Consider the following 24,268-nt stretch of genomic DNA (forward strand, 5'->3'; position numbering starts at 1 on the left):
TCCCTGCCCGCGACGCGAAGCCGTCGCGCCCCACCGCCCCGCGGCCGCCGACGGCGGGCCACCGCGCACAGGTCGGCCCGCACCTCTGCCCTCCTTCCCGCACGGGTGGTGCGGGTGGGAACCCCAGCCCGGCCGGAGGCCGGGCGCACCCCCACCGGCCCGCGGCCGCACCACCCACCTCCGCCCGCCTACAGGCCGCCCGCCCAAGGGCCCCGCACATTTCCGGTCCCCGCCCCCATCCCCGTACCGTTCCTGCCATGCCCCCCGCACCGACCACCCCCACGCGACGCAGGCGCTTCGGCTGGCCGAGGCGGGTCTTCGCCCAGGTCCTCCTGATGCAGCTGGCCATCGCTGCCGGCGTCACCGTGCTGGCCACCGGCCTCTTCCTCGCGCCGCTGAGCGACCAGCTCGACGACCAGGCCATGCGGCGCGCCCTCGCCATCGCCGAGACCACCGCCTCCCCCGAGGTCGCGGCCGCGCTGCGGACCACCGGCCCCTCCGCCGAGGGTCCGGTGCAGCGCGAGGCGGAGCGGATCCGGCAGGCCACGGGCGCCGAGTACGTCGTGGTCATGGACACCCGGGGCGTCCGCTGGTCCCACACGGACCAGGCCCAGATCGGCAAGATCGTCTCCACGGACCCCAGCGCCGCGCTCGCGGGCCGCGAGGTCATGGAGATCGACAACGGCACCCTCGGCCGTTCCGCAAGGGGCAAGGCCCCGCTGCGGGACGCGGAGGGGGCCATCGTCGGCGCGGTGTCCGTCGGCATCGAGTACGACAGCGTCCACGACCGGCTCCTCGGGGCGATCCCCGGCCTCCTCGCGTACGCGGGCGGCGCCCTGGCGGCCGGTGCCCTGGCCGCGTACCTGATCTCCCGCAGGCTCCAGCGGCAGACCCACGACCTGGCGTTCTCGGACATCTCCGCGCTCCTCGCCGAGCGCGAGGCCATGCTCCACGGCATCCGCGAGGGCGTCGTCGCCCTCGACCGCACCGGACGCGTCCGGCTCCTGAACGACGAGGCGCAGCGGCTGCTCGGCATCGGCCCCGAGGCGACCGGGCGCCCCCTGGAGGAGGCGCTCGGCTCAGGTCGTACGGCCGATGTGCTGGCCGGCCGGGTCACGGGTGAGGACCTGGTGACCGTACGGGGCAACCGTGTGCTGATCGCCAACCGGATGCCGACGGACGACGGCGGCGCCGTCGCCACCCTCCGCGACCGGACCGAGCTGGAGCGGCTCGGCCGCGAGCTGGACTCCACCCGGGGCCTGATCGACGCCCTGCGCGCCCAGGACCACGAGCACGCCAACCGGCTGCACACCCTCCTGGGCCTGCTGGAGCTGGAGATGCACGACGAGGCGGTCGAGTTCGTCACCGAGGTCGTCGGCGTCCACCGGGCCACCGCCGAGCAGGTCACGGAGAAGGTCCACGACCCGCTGCTCGCCGCGCTCCTGGTCGGCAAGGCCACGGTCGCCGCCGAGCGGGGCGTGTCCCTGCGGATCTCCGCCGACTCGCTCCTCCCCGACCGGCTGGTCGACCCCCGCGAGCTGGTCACGGTCGTCGGCAACCTGGTCGACAACGCCCTGGACGCCGCCGCGGGCACCGTCCACGCGCGCGTGGAGATCGCCCTGCGGGCCGAGGGCCGTACGGTCGTCCTGCGGGTCACCGACAGCGGTCCTGGCGTACCGGACGACCGCCGCGAGCTGATCTTCACCGAGGGCTGGACCACGAAGGAGCTGCCCTCCCACGGCAAACGGGGCCTGGGCCTGGCCCTGGTGCGCCGACTCGCCGAACGCCGGGGCGGCAGCGCCCTGGTCGGCACTGGCCCGGACGGCAACGGCGCCGAGTTCACCGTCGTCCTCCCGGAGGCGCTGGACGAACCCGAGCCGACGGAGCGTACGACAGTGTCCGTGGGAGAGCCGCGATGATCGACGTACTGGTCGTGGACGACGACACCCGCGTGGCGCGGATCAACGCGGCGTACGTGACGAAGGTGCCCGGTTTCCGGGTCGTCGCCACCGCCCACTCCACGGCGGAGGCGCTCGCCCGGCTGAGCGAAGTACCGGTCGACCTGATCCTGCTCGACCACTACCTGCCCGACGAGAACGGACTCGCGGTCGTACGGGAGTTGCGCCGCCTGGGCCACCAGACCGACGTGATCATGGTGACGGCGGCGCGCGACGTGGCGACCGTCCAGGCGGCGATGCGCCACGGCGCGCTGCAGTACCTGGTCAAGCCCTTCGCCTTCGCCGGGCTGCGCGCCAAGCTGGAGGCGTACGCAGGCCTGCGCGACACGCTCGAACGCGGCGGCGAGGCCGAACAGGCCGAGGTCGACCGCATCTTCGGCGCCCTCTCGGCGGGCGCGGTGGAGCCCGACCTCCCCAAGGGCCACTCCCCCACCACCGCGGAGCTGCTGCGCCAGGTGCTGCTGGCCGCCGACGGGGCTCTGTCCGCGCAGGAGATCGCCGAGCGGGCGGGGGTGAGCCGGCAGACCGCGCAGCGCTATCTCAAGCTGCTCGAACGGGCCGACCGGGTGCGGCTCTCGCTGAAGTACGGCGAGACAGGCCGCCCCGAGCACCGGTACGTCTGGGTGAAGGCGACGGGCTGAGCCCCACGGAGACCCCCTCCGGGCCTCAGACGGCCCCGGCCCCCGTCAGGGCCCTGACCTCCGTCTCCGCATGCTTGGCCGCGTCCGGCGGCTCGGAGGACGTGACGGTACCGATCCAGCCCGCCAGGAAGCCGAGCGGGATGGAGACCAGGCCCGGGTTCTGAAGCGGGAAGACATGGAAGTCCACGCCGGGGAAGAGCGCCTCGGGGCTGCCCGAGACGACCGGGGAGAAGACCACGAGCAGCATCGCCGGAACGAGCCCTCCGTACACCGACCAGACGGCGCCGCGCGTGGTGAAGTTCCGCCAGAACAGCGAGTAGAGCAGCACCGGCAGGTTGGCCGACGCGGCGACCGCGAAGGCGAGGCCGACCAGGAACGCCACGTTGAGGTCGCGGGCGAGCAGACCGAGCCCGATCGCGGCCGCGCCGATCCCGGCCGCGGCCATCCGCGCCACGGTCACCTCGCTGTACTGCTTCGCCCGCGGGCGCCTGCGGCGCAGCGAGGCGTACAGGTCGTGGGCGACGGAGGCGGACGAGGCGAGCGTGATGCCGGCGACGACGGCCAGGATGGTGGCGAAGGCGATGGCGGCGACGATCGCGAACAGCACCGTGCCACCGGTCGACCCGGCTCCTCCGCCGAGGTCGAGGGCGAGCAGCGGTACGGCTGTGTTCCCGGCGGCGTTGGAGGCGCGGACGGCGTCGGGGCCGATGATCGCGGCGGCGCCGAAACCGAGGACGATCGTCATGAGGTAGAAGCCGCCGATGAGTCCGATGGCCCAGACGACCGAGCGACGGGCGGCCCGCGCGGTCGGCACGGTGTAGAACCGGGACAGGATGTGCGGCAGGCCCGCGGTGCCCAGGACGAGGGCGAGGCCCAAGCTGATGAAGTCGAGCCGGGCGGTCCATTCGCCGCCGTAGCGCAGGCCCGGCGCGAGGAAGTCCCGTCCGTGTCCGCTGCGTTCGGCGGCCGTGGCCAGCAACTGGTTGAAGTCCCCGTGGAAGCGGAGCAGGACCAGCACGGTGAGGGCGATCGTGCCGGCGATGAGCAGCACGGCTTTGACGATCTGGATCCAGGTGGTGGCCCGCATACCGCCGAGCGACACGTAGATCACCATCAGCGCGCCGACACCGATCACGGTCCAGGAGCGGGCGGCCTCGCTGGTGCCCCCGAGGAGAAGGGCGACCAGGCTGCCCGCGCCGACCATCTGGGCCACGAGATAGAGCACGGAGACGGTGACGGAGGACGTGCCGGCGGCGATCCGTACGGGGCGCTCCGCCATCCGCGCCGCGACGACGTCGGCGAGCGTGAACCGGCCGCAGTTGCGCACCAGTTCGGCGACCAGGAAGAGGACGACCAGCCAGGCGACGAGGAATCCGACGGAGTACAGCATGCCGTCGTAGCCGAAGAGCGCGATCAGGCCGGAGATGCCGAGGAAGGAGGCGGCGGACATGTAGTCGCCGGCGATGGCGAAACCGTTCTCCAGGGGCGAGAAGAGCCGTCCCCCGGCGTAGAACTCCTCGGCCGAGCCGTGCCTGTTCCGGCTCACCCAGGTGGTGATCCCGAGGGTTACGGCGACGAAGGCGCTGAACAGCAGCAGCGCGAGCATCTGATGGTCGTTGGTCACCGCTGCACTCCCCGTGTCATCCCCTGTGCCCGTGTCTCGTCGAACACCGTCCAGCGCAGCTCCAGCGCGGCCCGGTCCCGCCGTAGCCGGGCGTGCCGGGCGTAGGCCCAGGTCAGCAGGAAGGTGGTGAGGAACTGCCCGAGCCCGGCCAGCATCGCCACGTTGACCATCCCGACGACGGGCCGTGCCATCAGCCCGGGTGCCGCCGTCGCCGCCACGACATAGGCGAGGTACCAGAGGAGGAAGGCGAAGGTCGCCGGGATCACGAACCGCCGGTAGCGGCTACGCACTTCCTGGAAGGCCGGGCTGCGCTGGACCTCCAGATAGATGGCGGCCGCACCCCGGTCGGATCCGTGCGCCGAACCGTGCACCGACCCGCCCTCGAACCCGCGCCCCGAGTCTCGCCGCTCCGAACCGTGCACCGACCCGGACAGCGACCCGTGCTCCGGCTGCTGTCGCGGTACGGCTCCGGTCGCCGGCGCGGCGGTCCCGTCCTCGGTGCCCGGCGCCTCCGCGTCGACCGACTCGCCCCAGCCGGAGGCGAGTGCGTCGTACCAGGGGTCGTCGATCCGCACCGCGGGGACGCCCGGCCCTTCGTGCTTCTCCACCGCTGAACTCTCCTTGTCAGCGAACCGTTTCGGCCGCGTGCCCAAGGATGGACAGAGCGGGAAGATCCAGGACTCTTCTCCCTCCTCACTTCACCCCATCAGGTGATGGCTTCCCCTGGTGGTGCGACGAGCCCATGGTGATATGCGTACCGGACGGCCTGCACGCGGTCGCGGACTCCGGCCTTGGCGAAAAGGTTGTTGATATGGGTCTTCACCGTGGCGGTGGAGATGCTCAGCCGGGCGCCGATCTCCTGGTTGGAGAGGCCGTCCGCGACCAGGACGAGCACCTCGGCCTCGCGCTCGGTGAGCCCGTCGGGCAGTGTGACCGGTTGCCGCCGCGGCCGGCCTCCCGGCGGGTCGCCGACGGGTCCGCCGCTCCGCTCGGGCTCGACCATCAGCTTTTCCAGGAGCCGCCGTTGGACGGAGGGAGCGAGTCCGGCCCGCCCGTCGAGCACGTCGTGCACCGCACGCCCGATCTCCTCCCCTCCCGCGTCCTTGGTGAGATAGCCACGCGCCCCCGCCCGGAGCGCCGGGAAGAGGGAGTCGTCGTCGGCGTACGTGGTGAGGACCACGACCTCGGTGCCGGGGTGTTCGGCGCGGATCTTCCGGGTCGCCTCGACTCCGTCGCAGCGCGGCATCCGGAGGTCCATCAGCACCACATCGGGGGCCAGTTCGGCGGTCAGGGCGACGGCCTCCTCGCCGTCCCTGGCGGCCCCGACCACCTCGATGCCGGGCAGCAGGCCCAGCACGAGCACGATCCCCTCCCTCACCATGGACTGGTCGTCGGCGACGATCACCCGCGCGACCCTGCGGTCGTCCCGCCGGTTCCCGGGGTCGCTCATGCCGGCACCCTCAGCCGCACCGCGAAGCCGTCGCCCTCGGGCCCCGCGTCCAGCGTCCCGCCGAGGAGCTCGGCGCGCTCGCGCATGCCGAGCAGCCCGTAGCCGGAGCCCGAGGCGCCAAGCCCTGCTCCCCCGACCGCTCCGGGTGCGCCCGAGTCCCGTATCTCCAGGGCGACCTCCCCCGTCTCGTAGGCCAGGAGCAGGCTCGTCCTGGCCCCGGGAGCGTGCTTACGGACGTTGGTGAGGGCTTCCTGCGCCACTCTGCGTACGGCCTGGGAGGCTTCCGCCGGCAACTGTCGCCGCGCGCCGACCACTTGGACCTCGGCCCGGTCCTCGCGCGCCAGCTCCCGTAGGTAGTCCTCGACGGGCACCATGTCGCCGCGGAGAGCGGAGAGCGCCTGCCGGGTCTCGGCGAGCCCCTCCCGGGCCATGGACCGGGCCGCGACCACCCGCTCCAGGATCGTCTCCCGCTCGGCGCCCGCCTCGATCTGGAGCCTGGCCGCCTCCAGGTGCACCATCTGCGCGGAGAGGCTGTGCGCCAGGACGTCGTGGATCTCGCGGGCGATCCTGGCCCGCTCGGCCAGGGCCGCGGAGGCCGCCTCGGCGTCGCGTGCGGCGCGCTCCTGGGTGAGGAGCCGGAACCCGGCGCTCCTGGCCTCGGCGTCCAGGCGGAGGGAGTACCCGGTGAGCAGAACCGCGGCGGTGGTGACTGCGGCACCCGCGATCCCGGTCTCGTCGGCGTCGACGAACCCCCCGGAGAGGACCAGCACGGTGGCCAGGGCGACGGGCATCGGCAGTCGCTGCATCGCGGCGACGGAGACGACGATCCAGAGCAGGGTGGCGGTGACATGCGCTCCCGCGAGGTGCGCCGCGAGGCCGAGGCCCGCGCCGGCCCCGAGCAGGGCGAGGGAGGGCAGGAGCCGGTTGGCCAGGGTCGTCCGGTGGTAGGCGCAGAGCGCGGCCGCTGCCAGGACGAAGCCCAGCGGTGGGAGCACTCCGTACCAGCCGGGAAAGGCGCCCGAGAGATAGGCGCTGATCACGGTCCCCCCGCTTATCGCGGCGAACAGCAATCCATCGATCACGAGGCGGCCGCCTGGCACCCCGACCCGGGTCAGTGCCTCCGGCGCGGGCCACGCGAGCCATCGCCTGGTCGACGTGTTGCCTTTCACATCCGTCCCCCTCCGTCATCTCGATGCTACGGAGAGGGAGCGCGTGCGTGATCAGCTCAGGGGTGGAACTTGGTGGCTCCACCCGTGGGTGGAGCCACCCGGCTACGCGTCGATCCGCGACCGGTCGAGCGTCGCCGCGGAGCTGGTGATGAACTCCTTGCGGGGCGCCACGTCGTTGCCCATGAGCAGGTCGAAGACCTGCTCGGCCGAGTCCAGATCCCCGATGTTGATCCGGCGCAGGGTCCGGTGCCGCGGGTCCATGGTGGTCTCCGCCAGCTGGTCGGCGTCCATCTCGCCGAGGCCCTTGTAGCGCTGGATGGCGTCCTTGAAGCGGACCCCCTTGCGCTGGAACTCGAGCAGGGTCTGGCGCAGCTCGCTGTCCGAGTACGTGTAGACGTACTTGTCCTGGCCCTTCTTGGGCTGGACGAGCTCGATCCGGTGCAGCGGCGGCACGGCGGCGAAGACCCGGCCCGCCTCGACCATGGGGCGCATGTAGCGCTGGAAGAGGGTCAGCAGCAGGCAGCGGATGTGCGCGCCGTCGACGTCGGCGTCGACGAGGAGCACGATCTTGCCGTAGCGGGCCGCGTCGATGTCGAAGGTACGGCCCGAGCCGGCTCCTATGACCTGGATGATCGCCCCGCACTCGGCGTTCTTGAGCATGTCCGAGACCGAGGACTTCTGGACGTTGAGGATCTTGCCGCGGATCGGCAGCAGCGCCTGGAACTCGCTGTTCCGAGCGAGCTTGGCGGTGCCGAGCGCGGAGTCTCCCTCGACGATGAAGAGCTCGCTGCGCTCCACGTCGTCGCTGCGGCAGTCGGCGAGCTTCGCGGGCAGGGAGGAGGACTCCAGCGCCGTCTTCCTGCGCTGCGCGTCCTTGTGCTGGCGGGCCGCGATACGGGTCCTGGCGGCCGCGACGGCCTTCTCCAGGACGGCCCGGGCCTGGGCCTTGTCATCGCGCTTGGTGGACGTGAGGAAGGCCTTCAGCTCCTTGGCGACCACGGTGGCGACGATCCGGCGGGCCGCCGAGGTGCCGAGCACCTCCTTGGTCTGCCCCTCGAACTGCGGCTCGGCGAGCCGGACGGTCACGACGGCCGTGAGGCCCTCGAGGGCGTCGTCCTTGACGATGTCGTCCTCGGCGACGCGCAGCATCTTCGCGGAGCGCAGCACCTCGTTGACCGTCTTGGTGATGGCCTGGTCGAAGCCCGAGACGTGGGTGCCGCCCTTGGGGGTGGCGATGATGTTGACGAACGACCTGACCGTGGTGTCGTAGCCGGTGCCCCAGCGCAGGGCGACATCGACGCCCAGCTCGCGGGTGACCTCGGTCGGCGTCATGTGGCCGCGGTCGTCGAGGACCGGGACGGTCTCCTTGAAGGTGCCCTGGCCGGTCAGCCGGAGCACGTCACAGACGGCCTTGTCCTGGGCGAGGAACTCGCAGAACTCGCTGATGCCGCCGTCGAAGCGGAACGTCTCCTCGCTCTTGCCCACGCCCTCCAGGTCCCGCTCGTCACGGACGACGATGGTGAGACCGGGGACCAGGAAGGCGGTCTGCCGGGCGCGCTGGTACAGGTGCTCCAGGGAGAGCTTGGCGTCCTTGAGGAAGATCTGGCGGTCCGCCCAGTACCGCACGCGGGTGCCGGTGCGGGTCTTCGGGACGCGCTTGCCCTTCAGCAGGCCGCTCGACGGGTCGAAGGGGCTGTCGGGGCCCTGCTCGGTGAAGATGCCGGGGACGCCCCGGCGGAAGCTGATCGCGTGCGTCGCGCCGTTCCGGTCGACCTCGACGTCGAGCCGGGCCGAGAGCGCGTTCACCACGGACGCGCCGACGCCGTGCAGGCCGCCGGAGGCCGCGTACGAGCCGCCTCCGAACTTTCCACCCGCGTGGAGCTTCGTCATGACGACCTCGATGCCGGAGAGCCCCGTCTTGGGCTCGACGTCGACCGGGATGCCCCGGCCGTTGTCGCGCACCTCGACGGAGCCGTCGTCGTGGAGGATCACGTCGATGTGGTCGCAGTAGTCACCGAGAGCCTCGTCGACCGAGTTGTCGATGATCTCCCAGAGGCAGTGCATCAGACCGCGACTGTCGGTGGACCCGATGTACATACCGGGGCGCTTGCGGACAGCTTCGAGCCCTTCGAGTACGAGCAGGTGCCGCGCGGTGTAGTTGGAACCGTCACGGTCTGCGGTCAGCAGCGCACTGGACGGCACGGACGTCTCGGCGGTCACGCGGTTCGCTCCTCGCTGAATTTGAAAACTGGCCCAGTGGGGTAAGGCCCGGCGTCATTCACCGGTCAGAGGGTACCGATGCCTGGTAGAGCCGTTGTCACGCCACCCTCCTGATTTCTCATGCTAGTGCAGAGTCGCATGGGTGTTCGATCCCTCGAAGGGGTGACGCGAACATCACGTTCCCTTCGAGGCATGAACCATTTAGGCTCCGGGCACGTCCTCATGAACAACCGGCAACCCAGCCGGGAGGACGAAACCGAGACAAGCAATGCGAAATCCGTAGAGCGACGCAATACGGCCCATTCGCCGCCAACCGGCAGCAGCAGCCACCTCGGGAAGAAGTTTCGAGGAAAAGCCACGAGCGGGAACGTTTTCGGCCTGGTTGGATGTTGACCCTGGTACGACAGCTCGTCGAGCTAGAGAAGAGGCGACGTGACTACTGTTCTGACCCCCGCGAGCCCCCTGACGGCCGCTGACCGCTGCGACCGCTGCGGCGCCCAGGCGTACCTGCGCGTCGTCCTGACAAGCGGCGGTGACTTGCTCTTCTGCGCCCACCACGGTCGCAAGTTCGAGCCGGAACTCAAGAAGATCGCCGCGGAAATACAGGATGAGACCGACCGGCTCACCGATGTGCCGGCCAAGGCAGTAGACGAGGACCGCTGACGCCTCGCATCCACGACGAGCCAAGGGCCGGTCACTAGACCGGTCGACGGGCGGCCACCCCCGCACCCCGGGGGTGGCCGCCCGTTCTCGCACCCGAGGCTCAGAAGTTCTCCGGCAGCACCTTCGAGACGCGCGTGTAGACGCCCGGGTTCTCCGGCTGTCCGCAGCCGCTGCCCCAGGACACCAGACCGATGAGCCGCCCGCCGGCCACCAGCGGCCCGCCACTGTCCCCCTGGCAGGCGTCCCTGCCTCCCTGCGGGTCACCGGCGCACAGCATCGTGGCGGACCGGTACGCCGCCCCCCAGCCGCCCGGGTAGGCCCGCTCGCACGCGCTGTCGGGCAGCACCTGGACGCGCGCCGAGCGCAGGGCGGACGCGTAGGTCCCGTTTCCGGTGGTGTCCCCCCAGCCGTACACGTCCGCCGCCGTGCCGGGTGTCTCTGCCGCGTCCCCGGGGACGGCGGTCTTGATCACGTACGACTGCGGCAGCGGGCTCGCCAGTGTCAGTACGGCGAGGTCGTTGGTATTGGCCGTCGGGTCGTAGTCCGGGCTGACCCATGTACGGGAGACCCGGATCTCGTGTCCGTCCTGGCCGTACAGGGCGCTCCGGCCCGCGATCACCTTGAAGTCGGGCAGATCCGAGGGCTCGCCTCCCAGGACGTCCCTGCCCAGGCAGTGGGCCGCGGTCAGCACCCGGGTGGGCGCCACGACCACTCCCCCGCAGAACTGGCCCGCCCGCGTACCCCCGAACCGGTCACGGCTGGAGAGCGCCACGGCCCACGGAGCGTCCGCGGCGGCGGCGGGCTGCCCGCCCACCACGACGCTGTCGGCGGCCGCGGGGGCGACGGCGGCGAACGGACCGGCCGCGGTCGAGATCAGGCCCAGGGCAGTGGTCACTGCTCGGGCGATGGGGCGACGCATAGAGCCTCCTGACTCTCCGGTGACTTCTGTTCACCCAGCGTCGTTCAGGCCTTCCCACCGCGCACCCGCGCAATGCCGAAGGGCCCGGCCCCCTTTCGGGGAACCGGGCCCTCCAGTTCGAACGAACGCGGACTAGTCGAGGTAGTCGCGCAGCACCTGCGAGCGGGACGGGTGGCGCAGCTTCGACATGGTCTTCGACTCGATCTGGCGGATGCGCTCGCGCGTCACTCCGTAGACCTTGCCGATCTCGTCCAGCGTCTTCGGTTGGCCGTCGGTGAGACCGAAGCGCATGGAGACCACGCCGGCCTCACGCTCGGAGAGCGTGTCGAGCACGGAGTGCAGCTGCTCCTGGAGGAGCGTGAAGCTGACCGCGTCGGCCGGGACGACCGCCTCGGAGTCCTCGATCAGGTCGCCGAACTCGCTGTCGCCGTCCTCACCCAGCGGGGTGTGGAGGGAGATCGGCTCGCGACCGTACTTCTGGACCTCGATGACCTTCTCAGGGGTCATGTCGAGCTCCTTGGCCAGCTCCTCCGGGGTGGGCTCGCGGCCCAGGTCCTGGAGCATCTGGCGCTGGACGCGCGCGAGCTTGTTGATGACCTCGACCATGTGCACCGGGATACGGATGGTGCGGGCCTGGTCGGCCATGGCGCGGGTGATCGCCTGACGGATCCACCAGGTGGCGTACGTGGAGAACTTGTAGCCCTTGGTGTAGTCGAACTTCTCGACGGCGCGGATCAGACCCAGGTTGCCCTCCTGGATCAGGTCCAGGAAGAGCATGCCGCGGCCGGTGTAGCGCTTGGCCAGCGAGACCACCAGGCGGAGGTTGGCCTCCAGGAGGTGGTTCTTGGCGCGGCGGCCGTCCTCGGCGATGATCTCCAGCTCGCGCTTGAGCTTGGGCGCCAGCTTGTCGGAGTTGGCCAGCTTGTCCTCGGCGAACAGACCGGCCTCGATGCGCTTGGCGAGCTCGACCTCCTGCTCGGCGTTGAGCAGCGGGACCTTGCCGATCTGCTTGAGGTAGTCCTTGACCGGGTCCGCGGTGGCACCGGCGACGGCGACCTGCTGCGCCGGAGCGTCGTCCTCGTCCTCGTCGGACAGGACGAAGCCCTTGTTCTCGCCCTCGGCCTCTTCGTCCTCGCCCTTGCCGGGCACGGCCTCGTCGAGGAGCTCCTCGCCCTCGACGGCCTCGTCGGCGTCCTTCTTGGTGGCGGTCTTCTTGGCCGTCGTCTTCTTGGCGACGGTCTTCTTCGCCACCGTCTTCTTGGCCGCGGTCTTCTTCGCGGCCGCCTTCTTGGCCGGCGCTCCGGCCTCGTCGGCCGGGTCCGCGCTCTCTGCCGCCGGGGCCGCCGTGGCGGCCGCGACGGTCTTCGTCACGGTCGTCTTGGCGGTGACGGTCTTGGTGGCGGTGCGCTTGGCCGGGCTCTTCGCTGCGACGCTCTTGCGGGCGCGCTTCGGCGACTCCGCTGCACTGACCATCAGCGTCACACCCTCTTCCTCGAGGATCTGGTTGAGGCTGCGCAGAACATTCTTCCACTGGGTTGGCGGAATCTGGTCAGCCTCGAAGGCCCGACGCACGTCATCGCCGGCGATCTGCCCATCAGCCTTTCCCCGCTCGATGAGCGCCATCACAGACTCGGACTCGGCGATCTCCGGCGGGAGCGTACGGGATGTGCTGGCCGACACGAACAACCTCTCGGAACGATGGAAAACGGCTTCCGGCCCCGCCCAGGATCGGGCTGGAGCCGACGACCGTCGACGGGGAATGTGCCGACGGCGCGGGCTGGACCGGGGAACTGCACAGCGCCTGAGACGGCTGCTGTATTCCTTCCTCGGCTGTCACCTCTTAAGTCATCGCACGGCTTCGAGGAGTGTTACGCCCAATCCGCGTGGCCCGAGTCACACCCCATGTGCGACGAAAGCGGCCAGAACGGGCGTTCGTCGCACATTCGCGCCACCGGAGCCCCCGCGACCCCGGGTCTCAACCATGATTCCCGGGTTCCGCACGGCTCCGGCGGCACGTGACGCGTACGCCTCGCGCGCCCGGCCACGGCCCGCGGGTCAGTGCTCGCGCGGAGCGGGCACGACGCGCTCCACCTCCGGGTGGACCGTGAGCAATTGCCGCATGGCCGTCTCGGCCCCCTGGGCGTCGCCCGTCGCGAGGCAGTCGGCGATGCGCGCGTGGTGCGCCAGGCTGACCTCACCCGGGCGGTCACAGCCGGTGACCGGGCCGCCGGAGACCTGGAGCGCGGCGGAGACGATGCCGGAGAGGTGCTCCAGCATGCGGTTCCCGGCGAGCTGGATGAGCAGGGAGTGGAACTCGGCGTCGGCTCGGGAGAAGGTGATGCCGTCCCCCTGGGCATAGGCGTGGCCCATGATCTCGACCATGTCGGAGAGCCGCTGCTGGACGTCCTCACGGCCGTGACCCGCGGCGAGACGCGCGGCGAGGGGCTCGATCGTCCACCGCAGCTCGTTCAGCTCGCGGCGCTGGTCGTCGCGCTGCGGGCCGAAGGCGCGCCACTCGATGATGTCGGGGTCCAGCAGGTTCCAGTCGCTGACCGGCCTGACCCGGGTGCCGACGTTAGGACGGGCGCTGACCAGGCCCTTGGCCTCCAGCACGCGCAGCGACTCGCGCACGACGGTGCGGGAGACCTCGAAGCGCTGGCCGATCTCCTCCGGAACGAGCGGGCGGTCCGCGCCGAGGTCGCCGGAGACGATCATCTGACCCAGCTGCTGGACGAGCTGGCCGTGCAGTCCGCGGCCACGGCTGCCGGCGCTGCGACGACCAACCCGGCCGAGGTCCGTCTCCACCCCTTCCCAGGAGGGCGGACCCACGCGCTCGGCGACGGGCGCCTCCGCGTACGGGTATCGATCGAGATCGCCCGGGGCGCCGAGGCCGGAGTCGACGGGACGGGCGGCGGTCATCATGGTGTGCGCAAGGGTACTCACGCATCCTTTGTCGGCGTGGCCCTCGTGCCCCTTGAGGTCTTTGGTGAAAAGCACACGAAAGGGTGATCGGCACCCCCTACACAATTGACGATTATTCGGACATAGCCGGGCATTCTCAAGAGAGTTGCCAAGGAAACGGAACCTTTCGATCCGGACTTGATCACCAACGCGCCTTGCGATGAAGGCCGGTGATCACATACGCGCAGAGGAGCGCGGTCAACGCCAGCGCCAGCGCCACCCCCACGGGCTGCGCGACGACCCGCAGCGCGCCCAGCAGCCAGTGGTCGGCCGCCGCCGGCCACTCCATGCTGACGAATTCCCTCAGCCGGCCGGGAAGTCCGGCGATCGACCGACCCGCAGGGCCCGCGGTCGTGTGACGCAGCAGCGGAGCCACGACCACGGGTACCGCGAGCACCGCGGCCACTCCCGCCGCCGCCACCCGGAAGACCCCGGCCCCGAGCACCCCCGCCCAGGCGCATCCGACAATTAGACCGAGCCAACTCGCACACAGAGTCGGCCAGTTTTCCGGTACGGGAATCAACTCGCCGCCGTACACGAGGCGGAGCGCCTCCAGGTCTGCCACCACGACGAGCACCGCGATGACCAGGGCGGTGGCGGCCGCGACCGCGAGCTTGGCGAGCAGCAGCCCCAGCCTGCGTGGAACGACGCCCCGGCCGGTCGTGAGCGCCGGGTAGCGGTACTCGTCGCCGAACGAGAAGGCGCCGAGCAGCCCCGCCCCGAGCGCGGCGGGGGGCAGCGGCGAGAGGGCGGGCCAACCGGCGAGCACCGTCGGCAGGGGCGTCCGGCCACTGCGCGCGAGGAGCAGCGAGATCACAACGGAGGCGACGAGTACCGCCGCCACGACGAGCGGTGTCGCCGGAACGCCGAGCAGCCTGCGGATCTCGTACCGCAGCGGCCGCAGCGGCGAACGGGCCGGCCGCCGGGGCTCCGCCGGCCCGGGGTCCGGCGCGGCGGCAGCGGGCCGCTCGGGCTCGGCATCGACTTCGGTGTCGGTGTCGCGACGGCCCTCGCCCCGGGCGTCGGCGCCCAGGGCGCCTGTCTCGACGGGGCCGGTGTCGGCAGGGCCGGTGTCGCCCACCTCGTCGGTCAGCCGGTGGATGAGGACTCCGTGACGGAAGGCGGTCTCTCCGATAGCGGCGCAGTCGCTGCCGTAGACGGACAGGCGGTTGCCGCGCTCGGTGATCACTTCGACGGTGCGGCGCGCGGCGCGCGCCTCCTGGGTGACGGCGGCGGCGAGCCGGGCGGCATGCGGTGTGCGTACGGCCACGCGCGGCCGGAGCCGGGTGTGCGCGAAGTCGGCGGCGGCCTGGGCCGCGACGAGCCGCCCCTTGTCGAGGGTGACGATCCGGTCGGCGTTGCGGGCCGCGTCCTTGGGATCCTCGGTGGCGTAGAGGACGGTGCCGCCCTCGGTGGCGTGGGCGCGCAGCAGTTCGTGCAGCCAGGTGCGCTCGCGTACGGAGAGCCCGGCGCCGGGCTCGTCGAGCAGCAGCGTGTGCGGGTCACCCAACAAGGCCGAGGCGAGGCCGAGTCGGCGGTCCATCCCCCGGGAGAGCCGGCCGATGCGCTGGTCGCGCAGGCCGGCGAGTCCCACGAACTCCAGCAGCTCGTCGGCTCTGGACGCGGGGACCCCCGCGGCGGCGCTGAGCATCCGCAACTGGCTGCGCAGGGTCCGCGAGGGGTGTCCGGGAACGTCACCGAACAGCACCCCCACCTCGCCGGCGGGGTGGGCGATGCGCTGCAGGGGGCGGCCACGGAAGTACGTGACGCCTCGGCCCGGCTCGAGTTCGAGCATCAGCCGCAGGGCGGTGGTCTTCCCGGATCCGGCGGGGCCGAGAAGGGCGGTGACCTGGCCAGGCCGTGCGTCGAAGGTGAGATCGTCCACGGCGGGCGGGAGGTCGCGGCGGGGGCTGCTGGTGAGTCCGATGGCCTGGAGCATCGCTTCTCTCGCGGTAGGTGAGACCGCTCCGCGGCAGGGCGGCTATCGAAGCAAGATAACGCTACATTTCGGACTTTTGGTGCATAGCTGGGACCACGGGTCGCCCCTGAGCGATCCGCTCAGACCTCAGGACGGAGCATCGGCGGGTTGAGCAGCGTCGCCCCGCCTGCCCTGAACAACTGTGCGGGGCGCCCGCCCTGACGGGTCGTGGTACCGCCCGCCGGAACCAGGAAGCCGGGCGTACCGGTCACCTTCCGATGGAAGTTGCGCGGGTCGAGCGCGACACCCCACACGGCTTCGTACACCCTGCGGAGCTCGCCGACCGTGAACTCCGGCGGGCAGAAGGCCGTTGCCAGCGAGGAGTACTCGATCTTCGAGCGGGCCCGCTCCACGCCGTCACCGAGGATCCGCGCGTGGTCGAAGGCGAGCGGCTCGGCCTGCCCGTCGTCGACGGATCCATCCTTGCCGAGCAGCTCCTCCACCGGGGCCCAGCGGGCGCTGTTCGCGTCGCCGCCCGCGCGCGGGGCGGGCAGATCCGGGGAGAGCGCCAGGTGGGCGACGCTGACCACCCGCATCCGGGGGTCGCGCTCCGGGTCGCCGTAGGTGGCCAGCTGCTCCAGGTGGGCGCCGTTGGCCGGCACGGGCGCCGGGGCACCCGGGTCGTGGACGCAGAGTCCGGTCTCCTCCACCAGCTCGCGCGCCGCAGCCATGGTCAGGTCCTCGTCGGCCCGGACGAATCCGCCGGGCAGCGCCCACCTGCCTTGGAACGGTGCTTCTCCCCGCCGTACCACCAGGGCGCACAGGGCGTGGCGCCGCACGGTGAGCACGACCAGATCGACAGTGACGGCGAAGGGCGGAAAGGCCGACGGGTCGTAGGGAGGCATGCCGTGATCATAGTCGTCTTCCTGACGATAAACACGCCCCTCCCGTGCATCGAGGTCGACTTCTTCTCGCTCCTCGGCGACCGCGCCGGTGCTGTGGGGCGGCATCCGGTCAGCCCCCCAGCTGGAGGCCGTCGGCGGCCTCCTCGACCATCCCGAGGCCCAGCCGGCTCACTCGCGCGGCGAACGGCTCCCCGGCGACCCGTACGCCCGACAGCTGTACGGCTCCGAGCGGAGCGGACCGGACGGGGTGCAGGGCGACCGTCCCACCGGGGGCGTCCGGCCGGATCCCGACGAGGGCCGTCACGAGGTGGACCGCACCGGCCGCCGCCACCGCCGCCGGCCGACAGGCCGTCGGATGGGGGACGGGGATCGCCCCGGTCGTCCGCACGCCGCCGCCGTACATCTCGGGCAACCGGTAGCCGAACGCCTCCGCCGCGTCGACGAGCCCCTTCAGCAAGGAACCCGCTTCCCTCTCGTACCCCGCCGCGGCGAGCCCCGCGACGGCCACCGCCGTCTCATGGACCCGCACCGCACCGGCCCGGTGCCCGAAGGGGTTGTGGCCGGGCTCCTTGGCACCGAGGCTGCGCAGCCCCCATCCGGAGTCGAGCGCGGGCGTGCCCAGCAGACGGGCCAGCTGTTCGGTCGAGGCCTTGTCCAGGAGACCGGGTGCGTACCGCCCGCCGCCCAGGAGTCCGGTGTCGAGCAGGTGCGCTGCCCAGCCGCCCAGCTGCGTCCACGGTCGGCCGCCGGGCATCAGGGCCGCGGCGGGCCTGCCGCCGGACCTGTCGTCGAGCCAGAACACCGCCCGGAACCGCTCGCGCAGGGCGCGAGCCCACTCCCGCCATTCGTCACCCCCGGGCCGGCCGCAGCCGTCGAGGAGGTCGGCGCCGAGCAAGGCCGCGCGATGGGCATGGGCCTGGGTCTCCGCCCGCCAAGGCCCGGCGGGGCCCGGGTCCGGTACGAAGCCCTGCGCGTCGGCGGCGGCCCTGAGCCACTGGAGGCACCGTTCCGCGGTGGGAAGGAGCTCCACGAGGTCCTGCTCGGGGAGCCCCCACCGCCTCGCCTCGGCAAGGACCGTGGGGAAGGCGAGCGTGGCCTCGATGCCCGTGCAGCGCGGAGGGAGAAACGGACCGGCGTCTCTGAGGGGCCCTTGGATGCGGCCGGTCGCCGGCCCTGGCCCGTCGAGCTGGGTGCGGGCCAGGGCTCTGAGCGTCGTGACGGCGAGCCGGGTGCCGAGCGGGAGGGCCATGCGCGCCGCCCAGAGCGCCTCGGCGGTGACGGGTCCGCAGCGCCAGGGGACTCCGGCGGCGAGGTGGACGTCGCTCGGGTGCACCGGGTCTCGCTGCAGGAGCGCCCGCAGGTCGTCGACTGCCACCCGCAGGAGCTCGCCGATCCGGGGATCGTCACCCTCGGCGCGCGCTTCCGCGAGGACGACCCCGCTGGGTCGGCCCGTACCGGTGCCCACGGCTCCGGAAGGTCGGGGCGCGCGGTCCGCGCGCACCCTGAGCTCGATGGTCCGGGTTGCCCCAGGAGCCAGGTCCATCTCCCACCGAAGGAGTCCCGCCGCGGCCAGCGCGTCCGTCGGCGGCGGGTCGGCGCTGACGGAGGCGTACCGTCCGTCACCCGCTGTCCAACGCATCCCCGTGCCATGGACGCTCGCGGCGATTTCGGGTCCTGCCCGCCCCGCCGCCACGGCGCCCAGGTCCGCGAGATCCGTACCCAGAGCGATTTCCACCGGGAGGCGGAGGGCTCTGCCGACGGAGCTGCGCAGGGTGATCCGCTCGGTCCCGTCGGCGTCGCGTGAGCGCTCGACGGTGAGTCCGGGGTCGGGGCCGATGTCTCCCGCCGTACGGACGGCGGAGAGGAAGACCGCGCGGTCCACCGAGGCCTGGCGGCCTTGCAGGGCGAGAGGTTCCCGGCCGGCCACGCGCAGCACGGAGCGGGAGAGGAGACGGCGTCCGGAGACGTAGACCCCTTCGAGGCCGTGGCCGGTGAGCTGGCCGTGATCGGGAGAGATCGCGAGGGCGGGCAGGGCCACGCAGAGCAGCGCGTGGTGCACGGACGGCGGTTCGCCCGGTCGAGCGGCGGAAGGAGGCGTAAGCCCGCCGGCGGACGCCTGTCCGGCCGGGGGTCCGGGGGCTGTCGGGAGTCCGGGGGCTGGGGCGGGACGGGAGGCCATGGGTGGTGTGCGGTGCTCTCTGTGCGATCCGGGCTGCCGATAGGGGTTCGGCGGCACGGGTCGTCGGGCTCCGCCACAGAGGTGAACGCCGCTGCGGGTGGCCTGGTCACGGGCGTCACCGCCCGCTCCTGGTCCCGCGCTGTCCGCCGCGCGGTCCGGCCGGCCGGGTCGCGGCACCGCGCGATCGCTGGGCGGAGTCCTTGCCGGGACGGGTCCCCGCAGTCGGCGCAGCCTTCCTCGGGGCCTTCGCGACCTTCCCCGGCTTCGCCTTCGCCTTCGCGGGACGGTGCGCGGCGTGCTGTTCCAGGGCCGCCGCCCTCGACCCGCGCTCCTGCCGCAGGCAGCTCCGCAGGGATTCGGGGTCCAGCCCCTCGTTGCAGGCCTGGTGCAGCAGCCGGGCGAAGACGTAGTCGGGGTCGGCGTCCAGGGCGAGCCCCAGGGCGACCCGGGCGGCCGGCTCGTCCCCGGTGGACCAGGCCACCCAGCCGGCGAGCGTGAGCGGAGCCGCAGCGTGCTCGCCGAACGGTGCGACGCAGCGCCGGGCCAGCACGCGCCACAGCCGCAGCGCGGCGGCACCCTCGCTGCCCTCCATCCATTCGGCGGCCTGGTCCCGTGTCTCCCGATCCTGGAGCCCCAGGATCAGGGCGGCGGCCTCATCGGCGTCGATGGTCGCGTCGTCGGCCGCGTCCTGTTCGGCCGTCGCGGTACCACTCACCCCGGTCGGCACGGGTGGCGAGGCCGGGGTGTCGAAGCGTCGGAGGACCTCGCGGGCAAGGTTGATCGTCGTCTCCCTGACCTCGGCACGGCCCGCGCCGGGCGGACCGTCGAAGATCTTGGGGACGATCACGGCGGAGGCCTCGTTCAGGGCCTTGCGCTGCCGTTCGTCCTCGGACGAGGGCGACGCGCGGGGCGTGAGCCGGGCCTCCATGTCCCGCAAGGATCCCCGGACCTGGATTCCGGCGTACGCGGCGGAGGCCGCCATGACCGACGTACCGGTCAGCGCGAGGGGCGTGCCGTCGGGCGGGCAGCAGCGGGTGTCGGGGCAGCAGTAGGAGAAGTACAGGCCGTCGGAGATGCAGAGCGCTTCGTAGACGGGAATGTCGAGCGCGCCGCAGGCGGTGCGCAGGCGCTGGGCGAACGGGCGCAGCCGCTCCATCACATGACGGCCCGTCTCACCGGGTGCCGGGTCCTGGCAGAGGAAGACGACGATGCCGTCCGGCCGGGTTCCGCGCCGGGCGCAGCCGTCGACGAGGCACTCGGCGAGGTGTTCCGCCGTCGAGGGCCATTCGTTCGCGGAACGCGGGATGCCGAGCCTGACCCGGCCGCCGAATCGTCCGTGCTCACCATGGAGCGCGACGAGGACGACGGAATCGCTCGGGTGGAAGCCGAGCATGAACGGGAGTGCGTCGGCCAGTTCGGCGGGGCCGCGCAGCGTGATCTGCTGGGTTTCGGTCGTTCCACGGAATTCGTGCGGGTTCGTGTTCATGGTCACGACGGTCTCGCGCCGACCGCCGACTCCGAAAGCCCTGTGGATAACTCCCCGACCGACCCCGCCCGGAGTTATCCACAGGCTCGGGCGGCTCGGTCGCGCGATGTCCGAGGCATCGGCTTACCTGGGATCATGACCCACACAGACCACCCGGACACGTGGCGCGTATCGAAGCCGTTCAGCGACCGAGCGCGCGGGAGCCATACCCACACTCACCCCGAAGCCGCGAGAACCAGCGGGAGAACCGGACCGCTGCCGGCCCGGCGGAGCTGGCGGGTCGCGACGGCGAGGGTCCAGCCGGAGTCGGTGTATTCGTCCACCAGCAGGACGGGCCCGGCGGCTCCTGCCACGGCGGCGGCAAGCTCCTCCGAGACGGTGAAGGCACCGAACAGGCCCCTGAGCCGCTGCGCGGAGTTGCTGCGGCGTGCCGCTTCGGCGCCGCCCGATCCGGTGTACGTCAAGGTGCCGAGGTAGGGGAGGCGACCGATGGATGCGATCCCCTGCGCCAGGGAGCCGACGAGCTGCGGTCGGCGGAGCGACGGCACGGCGACGACGCCCACGGGCCGGGCGGAGGCGTCCGCGACGTTCGGCGCCCACCCGCCCGAAGAGCGCGCCCAGTCGGCCAGGACGGCCACCGCCGCCTTCAGAACGTCGTCGGGGACCGGACCGTCGGGGGCGTTCTCGGCCAGCAGGGGGCGCAGTCGGTTGCCCCAGCCGATGTCCGAGAGGCGGCCGAGGGCACGCCCGGTGGACCCTTGCTCACCGGCGGGGATACGCCCCTTGAGGTCGATGCCCAGGGCCGGCATACCGGTCGGCCACATCCGACGAGGCTCGACCTCCACCCCCGGGCGGTCCAGCTCTCGCGTGGCGCCCGTCAGCGCCTCGGTCGAGACGGAGGAGCCGATCCAGGCTCCGGCGCAGTTGTCGCACCGGCCGCACGGCTCCGCACCCTCGTCGTCCAGGTGCTGACGCAGAAACTCCATCCGGCACTGGGTCGTGCTCACGTAGTCGCGCATGGCCTGCTGCTCGGCCTTGCGCTGCCGCGCCACCCACTCGTACCGCTCCGTGTCGTAGACCCACGGCTGCCCCGTGCTCTCCCAGCCGCCCTTCACGCGCTTGACGGTCCCGTCCACGTCGAGCACCTTGAGCATCGTCTCCAGGCGGGTGCGGCGCAGATCCACCGCCGCCTCCAGGGCCGGCACGGACAGCGGTCGTCCCGCGTCCGCGAGGGCCGCGAGCGTCTGACGGACCTGTGCCTCGGGTGGGAAGGCCGTGTCGGCGAAGTAGCGCCAGATCGCCTCGTCCTCCTTGCCCGGCAGCATCAGCACCTCCGCGTGTTCCACACCGCGTCCGGCACGGCCCACCTGCTGGTAGTACGCGATCGGCGAGGACGGCGAGCCGAGGTGGATCACGAAGCCGAGGTCGGGCTTGTCGAAGCCCATGCCCAGGGCCGAGGTCGCCACCAGCGCCTTCACCCGGTTCTGCTGCAGATCGGCCTCGGCCTGCAGCCGGTCGGCGTTCTCCGTACGACCCGTGTACGAGTCCACCGTGAAGCCGCGCTGCCGCAGAAAGGCCGTGGCCTCCTCGGCCGCGGCCACGGTCAGCGTGTAGATGATCCCGGAGCCCGGCAGCTCGTCCAGGTGCTCGGCGAGCCAGGCGAGGCGGTGGGCGGCGTCAGGCAACTGGACGACTCCGAGCCGGAGGCTCTCCCTCTCCAGCGAGCCCCTCAGGACCAGGGCCTCTCCCGCTCCCGTACCCAGCTGCTCGGCCACGTCCGCGGTGACCCGTGCGTTGGCGGTCGCAGTGGTGGCCAGGACCGGCACGCCCGGGGAGAGCTCTCCGAGCATGGCCCGCAGCCTGCGGTAGTCGGGGCGGAAGTCGTGGCCCCAGTCGGAGATGCAGTGCGCCTCGTCGACCACCAGCAGACCGGTCGTGGCCGCGAGCTTGGGAAGCACCTGCTCGCGGAAATCGACGGAGTTGAGCCGCTCAGGACTCACGAGGAGAACGTCGGTCTCGCCCCGCTCGACCTCCCCGTAGATGGAGTCCCACTCCTCCGGGTTGGCCGAGTTGATGGTGTGCGCCCGGATACCGGCCCGCTCCGCCGCATCGACCTGGTTGCGCATCAGCGCCAGCAGCGGCGAGATGATCACCGTCGGACCGGCCCCGCGGCGGCGCAGCAGAGCCGTCGCGACGAAGTACACCGCCGACTTGCCCCAGCCGGTGCGCTGCACCACCAGCGCGCGCCGACGCTCCTCCACCAGGGCCGACACCGCCTGCCACTGGTCCTCCCGCAGCCGCGCGGCGCCTCCGGGGTCTCCCACGAGCTCGGCAAGGATGGCGTCGGCTTCGGCACGGAGCTCCAGGTTGTCCATGCCTCCATGCAACCTGATGACACTGACAATCGGCCAATTCACCCGGAGCGACATCTCACTCTCGAACGGTCCACGGCGCGGGCACCAGCAGGGACCGTCCGGGCGCGTTCCCCCTGATGCCTGACGTCCAGGTGTGAAACGGAGCGTGAACAGTGGGTGTCTGGGCAGGGATATGAGTGTCATACCAACCCATTCCAGTCAGCGGCGTCAATTGCTCGTTGCCGCTCGCGCACGGGCCAGCAAGAATTGGGAACCCGCCCGGCATGGCCCCGTACGCGGTCCGGAAGGACTGTGCCGTGGTGCGCCCTCACTCGACCCTGCCCGTCCAGCGGGCGCGTATCCGAAGGGAGGACCGTGACCTTCGGATTCGCTCCGTCCGCAGCCACTTCGATCAACTCGTCGACCGAGTCCGCCAGCCGCCTCGCGCGGATGCTGGAGCCGGCGGAGTGGGCGGCGGCCGAGATCCCGCTGCTCCGCAACCCCCGTGAGGTCGTCAGCGGGCTGCACACCCGCCACCGTCCGACCCCGGCGACGGCGGTCGTCGCCGTACTCGACCACGAGGAACGGCTCACCGCCAGCGCGTCGTTCACCCGTCGTCCGGCCCCGGCGGACGGCTGGGAGTTCCGCAACGTGCTCCTCGCCCATCTGCGCCGCGTCATCCCGCACGACCTGCGCCGCCGGACACCCGTGCGGACGGCGGTGCTGCTCTACTGCCGGGACGGCGACGAGCGGTGGACGGAGGAGGACGGCGCCTGGATGTGGGGCCTGCGGGACGCCTGCACGCTGCACGGGCTGCGCTGTGGCGCGTACATCACCCTGACGCGCGGCGGCTGGCAGGTGCTGGGCGAGGGGCGCGGCGGCCGGTACCCCGGCTCGGGTTCGCGCCCCACGCCGCTCGGCGACGTCCCGTCCGAGCTCGGCCTTCTGACGCCCCGTACGGCCGGCGGTGCCGCCGAACCATTGCGCCGGACGGCGGCCCGCTGAGGCGGACCGCCCCTGCCGCTGAGGCGGACCACACCGGCCGCAGGGGCGGGGCCACGGCCCGGCCGCCCCGAAGGGCAGCCGGGACAGGACCACGAGAAGTGATCCTGCTCAGACCTCGTACGGGTCAGACACCCGCGCCGAGCACGGCGTTGATGCGCTGCGGGTCGCCACAGACGATGAGCAGCGCGGTCGCGCGCCCCATCGCCAGGGGCAGCGCCTTGGCGGCTGCCTCCTCGGCTCCACCGTTGACCGCCACCACGACCACGGGCCGGGCGACCGCCCGCTCCACGGCGCCGGCGTCGGCGAAGAACACGTCGTCGCCGGCGTCCTGCTGGGCCCAGTAGGCGGTCTCGCCGAAGGACAGCTCGTGCGCCGTCCACGGGTGCTGCTCACCGGTGGTGAGCACGAGGACGTCGCCGGGGGCGCGGCCGCTGTCCAGGAGCAGATCGACGGCCTCTTCGGCGGCGTCGAGGGCGCCGTCGACCGGGGCGGGGATCACCTGGATCTGCGGGCCGCTCCGCTGCTCGGAACGATTCTCCGGACGAGTCGACGGGGACTGCGCGGCACCGGTGTGCGGGCGGGGCGTCGGCGGTCCGGGCCTGGCCGATCCGGGACCGGGACGCCCGGGACGCGGCGAGGCCGCGGAACGCGGACCGGGGACGGGACGGGGGGTCGGCGCGGGGTGGCCTGCGGCCGTGCCGCGGGGACCCTGGGCACTCTCGTGAATCTGAGGCTCCTCGGGGAAGAGAGGCATGGGTGGATGTCTATCAAACGCCGGTGCGCGGGGCTCCGGCGGGTGGGCACAATCGTGCGACC

At 72.0% G+C, this 24,268-nt stretch carries 18 protein-coding genes; 4 read left to right on the forward strand and 14 right to left on the reverse strand.

The features are described from left to right. Window positions 1–257: 257 nt before the first annotated feature. Entirely contained in the window at window positions 258–1,919 is a 1,662-nt protein-coding gene (locus ACFWRO_RS08330) for an ATP-binding protein (protein ID WP_384506077.1), read from the forward strand. Beyond that, the gene (locus ACFWRO_RS08335; protein WP_384506079.1) at window positions 1,916–2,599 is read left to right on the forward strand and encodes a response regulator; all 684 of its coding nucleotides are present in this window, start codon (window positions 1,916–1,918) and stop codon (window positions 2,597–2,599) included. The genes ACFWRO_RS08330 and ACFWRO_RS08335 overlap by 4 nt, the downstream gene beginning before the upstream one ends. Window positions 2,600–2,624: 25 nt before the next feature. Here ACFWRO_RS08335 and ACFWRO_RS08340 read toward each other — a convergent pair whose 3' ends face one another. The 5 genes from ACFWRO_RS08340 to ACFWRO_RS08360 all read right to left on the reverse strand — a co-directional run bounded on the left by ACFWRO_RS08340 (window position 2,625) and on the right by ACFWRO_RS08360 (window position 9,062). Next, window positions 2,625–4,223 carry a cation acetate symporter gene (locus ACFWRO_RS08340; RefSeq protein ID WP_384506081.1) on the reverse strand — a complete coding sequence of 533 codons (1,599 nt, stop codon included), beginning with the start codon at window positions 4,221–4,223 and terminating at the stop codon, window positions 2,625–2,627. Continuing rightward, window positions 4,220–4,831 (reverse strand): DUF485 domain-containing protein, encoded by a 612-nt coding sequence (locus tag ACFWRO_RS08345; protein ID WP_384506083.1) that lies wholly within the window; start codon window positions 4,829–4,831, stop codon window positions 4,220–4,222. The genes ACFWRO_RS08340 and ACFWRO_RS08345 overlap by 4 nt, the downstream gene beginning before the upstream one ends. A gap of 98 nt (window positions 4,832–4,929) precedes the next feature. Further along, on the reverse strand, window positions 4,930–5,673 hold the full coding sequence (locus ACFWRO_RS08350) for a response regulator (protein ID WP_384506085.1): 744 nt from the start codon (window positions 5,671–5,673) through the stop codon (window positions 4,930–4,932). Continuing rightward, window positions 5,670–6,842, reverse strand: a complete 1,173-nt coding sequence (locus ACFWRO_RS08355; protein ID WP_384506088.1) for a sensor histidine kinase — start codon at window positions 6,840–6,842, stop codon at window positions 5,670–5,672. The genes ACFWRO_RS08350 and ACFWRO_RS08355 overlap by 4 nt, the downstream gene beginning before the upstream one ends. Before the next feature lie 102 nt (window positions 6,843–6,944). Then, complete coding sequence (locus tag ACFWRO_RS08360; protein WP_384506091.1) at window positions 6,945–9,062, reverse strand: type IIA DNA topoisomerase subunit B; 2,118 nt, start codon at window positions 9,060–9,062, stop codon at window positions 6,945–6,947. A 432-nt stretch (window positions 9,063–9,494) separates the two neighbouring features. Here ACFWRO_RS08360 and ACFWRO_RS08365 point away from each other — a divergent pair, with 432 nt between their 5' ends. After that, window positions 9,495–9,725: a hypothetical protein gene (locus tag ACFWRO_RS08365; protein ID WP_137992866.1), complete on the forward strand. Its 231-nt coding sequence runs from the start codon at window positions 9,495–9,497 to the stop codon at window positions 9,723–9,725. A 100-nt stretch (window positions 9,726–9,825) separates the two neighbouring features. On the opposite strand, the gene ACFWRO_RS08370 is transcribed toward ACFWRO_RS08365, so the two are convergent. The 8 genes from ACFWRO_RS08370 to ACFWRO_RS08405 all read right to left on the reverse strand — a co-directional run bounded on the left by ACFWRO_RS08370 (window position 9,826) and on the right by ACFWRO_RS08405 (window position 22,468). Next, on the reverse strand, window positions 9,826–10,644 hold the full coding sequence (locus ACFWRO_RS08370; protein WP_384506094.1) for a S1 family serine peptidase: 819 nt from the start codon (window positions 10,642–10,644) through the stop codon (window positions 9,826–9,828). Window positions 10,645–10,776: 132 nt separating this feature from the next. Next, window positions 10,777–12,324 carry an RNA polymerase sigma factor gene (locus ACFWRO_RS08375; RefSeq protein WP_384506097.1) on the reverse strand — a complete coding sequence of 516 codons (1,548 nt, stop codon included), beginning with the start codon at window positions 12,322–12,324 and terminating at the stop codon, window positions 10,777–10,779. 375 nt (window positions 12,325–12,699) lie between these two features. Further along, a complete protein-coding gene (locus ACFWRO_RS08380; RefSeq protein ID WP_384506100.1) occupies window positions 12,700–13,587 on the reverse strand; it encodes a FadR/GntR family transcriptional regulator in 888 nt (295 codons plus the stop codon). A gap of 160 nt (window positions 13,588–13,747) precedes the next feature. Continuing rightward, entirely contained in the window at window positions 13,748–15,544 is a 1,797-nt protein-coding gene (locus tag ACFWRO_RS08385) for an ATP-binding cassette domain-containing protein (RefSeq protein WP_384506103.1), read from the reverse strand. Between the two features lie 119 nt (window positions 15,545–15,663). Beyond that, complete coding sequence (locus ACFWRO_RS08390; protein ID WP_384506105.1) at window positions 15,664–16,428, reverse strand: NUDIX domain-containing protein; 765 nt, start codon at window positions 16,426–16,428, stop codon at window positions 15,664–15,666. A gap of 109 nt (window positions 16,429–16,537) precedes the next feature. Beyond that, a complete protein-coding gene (locus tag ACFWRO_RS08395) occupies window positions 16,538–18,607 on the reverse strand; it encodes a glycogen debranching N-terminal domain-containing protein (RefSeq protein WP_384506108.1) in 2,070 nt (689 codons plus the stop codon). A 115-nt stretch (window positions 18,608–18,722) separates the two neighbouring features. Continuing rightward, window positions 18,723–20,093 (reverse strand): DUF4192 domain-containing protein, encoded by a 1,371-nt coding sequence (locus ACFWRO_RS08400; RefSeq protein WP_384506111.1) that lies wholly within the window; start codon window positions 20,091–20,093, stop codon window positions 18,723–18,725. A gap of 215 nt (window positions 20,094–20,308) precedes the next feature. Next, on the reverse strand, window positions 20,309–22,468 hold the full coding sequence (locus ACFWRO_RS08405; RefSeq protein ID WP_384506114.1) for a RecQ family ATP-dependent DNA helicase: 2,160 nt from the start codon (window positions 22,466–22,468) through the stop codon (window positions 20,309–20,311). A 354-nt stretch (window positions 22,469–22,822) separates the two neighbouring features. Between ACFWRO_RS08405 and ACFWRO_RS08410 the strand changes: the two genes are divergently transcribed. Continuing rightward, window positions 22,823–23,452, forward strand: a complete 630-nt coding sequence (locus tag ACFWRO_RS08410) for a hypothetical protein (RefSeq protein WP_384506117.1) — start codon at window positions 22,823–22,825, stop codon at window positions 23,450–23,452. A 124-nt stretch (window positions 23,453–23,576) separates the two neighbouring features. On the opposite strand, the gene ACFWRO_RS08415 is transcribed toward ACFWRO_RS08410, so the two are convergent. Beyond that, window positions 23,577–24,206, reverse strand: coding sequence for a hypothetical protein (locus ACFWRO_RS08415; protein WP_384506120.1), 630 nt, complete (start codon window positions 24,204–24,206; stop codon window positions 23,577–23,579). Between the last annotated feature and the right edge of the window lie 62 nt (window positions 24,207–24,268).

Origin of the sequence: Streptomyces sp. NPDC058579 (assembly GCF_042718575.1) — a bacterium.
Taxonomy (GTDB): domain Bacteria; phylum Actinomycetota; class Actinomycetes; order Streptomycetales; family Streptomycetaceae; genus Streptomyces.